This window comes from Lentzea sp. NPDC006480 (genome assembly GCF_040611995.1).
Lineage (GTDB): Bacteria > Actinomycetota > Actinomycetes > Mycobacteriales > Pseudonocardiaceae > Lentzea.
This window is the reverse complement of record NZ_JBEXPJ010000307.1, coordinates 1-4,207: the sequence shown is the minus strand read 5'-3', so window position 1 is coordinate 4,207 and position 4,207 is coordinate 1. Positions and strand designations below refer to the sequence as shown.

The window sequence follows — 4,207 nt, the reverse complement described above, 5'->3', positions numbered from 1 at the left end:
GAGCTGGGCCGCTAAACGGTCCCTTGCCGATAATTCATCCGGTGGAAACAACAGCGGCTGGGCCACGGCCCAGCCGCCCTTCGTCGTCTTCGCTCCACCAAGGGGCCGCCCCGCACCCCGCCCGGCGAGCCTGTGGCCTACCGGCACAGCACAAACCGCCATGTCGGTAGCAGTTGGCGAACCTTTGACCATGTGTTGGCGGTACTTGCAGACGCCAAAACCGCGCTCAACGCAAGGCAACCACCCGGCCTGGTCGCGTTTGGTGCGAACCACCCACCCAGGTGACCCGTACTACCCACCGTGCAGGCAACCCCCACCCACCGGTCAACGTCCACCAACGTGGCCGGGGTGACAAAACCCGGGTTGCCCGAACACCGAACCCATCCTTCTGGCAATGTGAGGACCATGAGGCGACTCGGGGGAGTGCTGACGACTGCCGCGCTGTGCGTCGCAGTGGCCAGCACTGCGGCGTGCTCGAACACGCCTCCACCCCCGCTGGTCCCCAAAACCGAAGCCCCGGTAATCACGACCACGGGTCCAAAGGTCACCGAAATCGTGGTCGGCGTGGACGACGTGGCGGGAGGCTACAACCCCCACGCCCTCTCCGCCCAAAGCCCGATCACCACAGCCCTGAGCAGCCTCCTGCTGCCGAGCCCGTTCCGCCCAGGCCCGGACGGCGCCCCCCAGCTGGACCGCAACCTGATGGTCAGCGCCAAGGTCACCAAGGCCGACCCGTTCACGGTCACCTACACCATCCGCAAGGACGCCAGCTGGTCCGACAGCGCCCCAGTGGCCGCCGAGGACTTCTCCTACCTCTGGCAGCGGATGCGGACCGAACCGGGCGTCGTCGACCCAGCCGGCTACCGCCTCATCAACAACGTCAGCGCCAGAGAAGGCGGCAAGGTGGTGGAGGTGGCGTTCGGCAAGCCCTTCCCGGGCTGGCGGAGCCTGTTCGCGAACCTCCTCCCGGCTCACCTCCTCAAGGACGCCCCAGGCACCTGGTCGAACGTCCTGAGCACCAGCTTCCCGGCCACGGCCGGCCCGTTCCAGGTGAGCAGCCTCGACGAGCAGCGCGGTCAGGTCATCCTCGAACGCAGCGACAGGTACTGGGAAGTGCCGACCACGCTGGACCGAGTCGTCATCCGGGGGTCGACCCACCGCGCGATGACCGACGCACTGTCCAAAGGCGACAATCAGGCGGTTCTCCTGCGAGCAGACGCATCCGACGTCAACCTGCTCAAAGAGATCAAGGGCCTGACCACGAAACCCGTGCCGCGCAACGAAGTCGTGCAGGTTCTGCTCCGCCCGGAAACCGAACAGCTGAAAGACCTCAAGACCCGCAAGGCGATCATCGCCGCACTCGACCGCGACGCACTCATCGCGTCCGGCACGCAGAGCGGCCCGAGCGCCGCGTACCGGGCCGACTCCTACGTGATCCCGCCGAGTCGTTCTGGCTACCAGCCGACGATCCAGGGCAACACGCTCAACCCGGCGGCGGCCGACCAGCAGCTCACCGAGGCCGGGTACGCGAAGAACGCGCTCACCGGCAACTGGGAGAAGGCCGGCAAGCCGCTCAAGCTGAAGATCGCCGCGCCGGAGAAGGTCGAGCCGTACGTCGGCCTCGCGAACCGGGTCAAGGCGCAGCTGGCCGAGCGCGGGATCGACGCCGAGGTCGTCATGCCGAACGCCGAGGACCTCTTCAACAAGCAGCTGGTCGAGAAGGACGTCGACATCGCGGTCGTGCCGCGGGTCGACGCCGGTGACTCGGCGGCGGGGCTCGCGAGCCTGTACGGATGTGCCGGGAACGCGCCGGACGGGGGCACGCCCAGCCCGCAGAACCCGACCGGCTTCTGCGACCCGGTGATCCAGACGGACATCGACGCCGCGCTCAACGGCAAGGTCCTCCTGAGCGACGCGCTCGCCAGGATCGAGCCGCAGATTCAGGCTCAGGCGGTCGCGTTGCCGCTGTTCCAGGTAGTCGATCTTCTTGGTGTGCTGCCAACCATGGTGTCGGGCGTCGACACCGGCGCACCCTTCGCGGGCGTGCTCAGCCAGGCACCCGAATGGCGCAGACTCGACAAGTAGTCCGCCAGTGGAAATTCCGTTGCGGAGCCACTTTCAGCGTTGCTACGTTCGGTGGCTGTCGTTGACAGAATTACATCCGCCCGGTCAACGAACGCATTCGCCCGGTAATCGGGCCATTGCGGCGTGCTACAACCTGTTTCCATTGGGTCACGATCACCCTGTCAGGTAGTGACCGCCGCCTCAACGGGTTCTTACCGTGCTGCCCACGATGTGCCGGTTCGGGGCGCGTATGGCACATCAACGTTATGGGCGTGCATGCCGACCTGGCCACGGCCGCCCAGTGCTAGGAGGGCACGTGTCGATGAGGAGAACCAAAGCACTTCCGGCGATCGCGCTGTTCGCCAGCGCGTCTCTCGTGCTGGGTGCCTGCGGTGGCGGTGGCGGTAGCAACAACTCCGATGGAGGCGACTCCAGCATCGCGGAGATGGCGACGGCTCGCGGTGAGTCGGGCGACAGCTACACCGCGCCGGACACCAAGGAAAGCGACCAGGTCGTGGTGTCGACGGACAAGCCGTACACCTCGTACAACAACGCGACCGAGGACGCGAACCAGTCCTACAACACGTTCGCGCTGGTCCTGGTGCAGCCGGGTGCGCACGTCCTGAACGGCAACAACAAGTACAGCCTGAACAAGGACGTCATGGAGAGCATCGAGGTCACCTCGAAGTCTCCGCAGGTCGTCACCTGGAAGCTGAAGAAGGGCGTCACCTGGTCCGACGGCGAGGCCTGGGACTGCGACGACTTCTACATGGCGTGGTTCACGCAGAGCAACTCCGCCAAGAAGGGCGACGCCAAGTACTTCAAGGCGGCCGGCACCACGGGCTACGACCTGATGACCGGTGAGTGCAAGGACGACCAGACGTTCGTCGGCACGTTCTCCGACCCGTACCCGGACTACGTCGGCCTGTTCAACAACGACGTGCTTCCCGCGCACATCGTCGAGAAGCAGACCGGTGTCGCCGACATCACCAAGCTGACCAAGAGCTCGCCGGAGGCCGACCTGCAGAAGGTCGCCGACTTCTGGAACGAGAAGTGGAACGGCTTCACCAAGGAGCTCTCGCCGGGCGCGGGCCCCTACATGATGACCGGCTTCGAGCCGAACCAGTCGGTGACGCTGGAGCGCAACCCGAAGTGGGTCGGCAAGCCCGGTGGTCCGAAGAAGATCATCCTGAAGGCGATCCCGGACCCGGTCGCGCAGGCGCAGGCGCTGGAGAACGGTGAGGTCACCGTCAACTCCATGGCGCAGCCGGACGCGAACGCGGCGACGAAGCTCAAGGGCCTGAGCGCTCAGGGCATCACGTTCGGCGCGGGCCCCGGCCTGTCGTTCGAGCACCTCGACCTGCAGCTGAAGAACCCGGTGCTGGCCAAGGAAGAGATCCGCAAGGCGTTCTTCATGTGCGTCAAGCGCCAGGACATCATCGACAAGCTCATCACCGAGGTCCAGTCCGACGCCAAGCCGCTGGGCAGCCTGATCTTCTTCCCGAAGGACGAGGGCTACAAGGACCTCTACGCCGACAAGGCCAAGGGTGACTCGGCCGCGTCGAAGAAGATCCTCAGTGACGCGGGCTGGACGCAGGGTGCCGACGGCGTGTTCGCGAAGGACGGCGTGCGTGCCTCCTTCCGGATCAGCCACACCGACATCCCGCGCCGCAAGCAGACCGTCGAGCTCATCCAGGGCCAGTGCAAGGAAGCCGGCATCGAGGTCAAGGACGACACCGACTCCAACTTCCTCGACGAGCGCGTGAGCCAGGGTGACTACGACGTCGCTCTGTTCGCGTGGTCCGGTGGTCCGATCAAGAGCGACAAGAAGTCGATCTACGAGACCGGCGGTGGCCAGAACTGGCAGAACCTGAGCGTTCCGGCTGCGGACACGGCCTTCAAGTCGGCGGTGTCGCAGACCTCGATCTCGGACTCGCTCAAGTACTTCCAGCAGGCTGACGAGGCGCTGGCGAACTCCTACGGTTCGCTCCCGCTCTTCCAGATGCCGAACATGTGGGCCTTCAAGGGTCTCGACCGCGTGTACTTCCAGAGCTACTACGGCGCGCTCTGGGACGCCAACGAGTGGCAGTCCAAGTAACCGCCATAGCTGAAGTGCGCAACGCCTGACCGGGCGGGACCGGAC

2 protein-coding genes are annotated in these 4,207 nt (G+C 65.6%); both read left to right on the top strand.

What is annotated here, in order from left to right; genetic code table 11:
* Positions 1 to 405 precede the first annotated feature (405 nt).
* Positions 406 to 2,085, top strand: a complete 1,680-nt coding sequence (locus ABZX92_RS45290; protein ID WP_355572276.1) for an ABC transporter family substrate-binding protein — start codon at positions 406 to 408, stop codon at positions 2,083 to 2,085.
* A gap of 301 nt (positions 2,086 to 2,386) precedes the next feature.
* Positions 2,387 to 4,162: an ABC transporter family substrate-binding protein gene (locus ABZX92_RS45285; protein WP_355572274.1), complete on the top strand. Its 1,776-nt coding sequence runs from the start codon at positions 2,387 to 2,389 to the stop codon at positions 4,160 to 4,162.
* Positions 4,163 to 4,207: the final 45 nt, after the last annotated feature.

Excerpts from the sequence above, each read along its gene's own strand:
- ABZX92_RS45290 (WP_355572276.1), top strand. The coding sequence starts at position 406 with ATGAGGCGACTCGGGGGAGTGCTGACGACTGCCGCGCTGTGCGTCGCA.
- ABZX92_RS45285 (WP_355572274.1), top strand. The coding sequence starts at position 2,387 with ATGAGGAGAACCAAAGCACTTCCGGCGATCGCGCTGTTCGCCAGCGCG.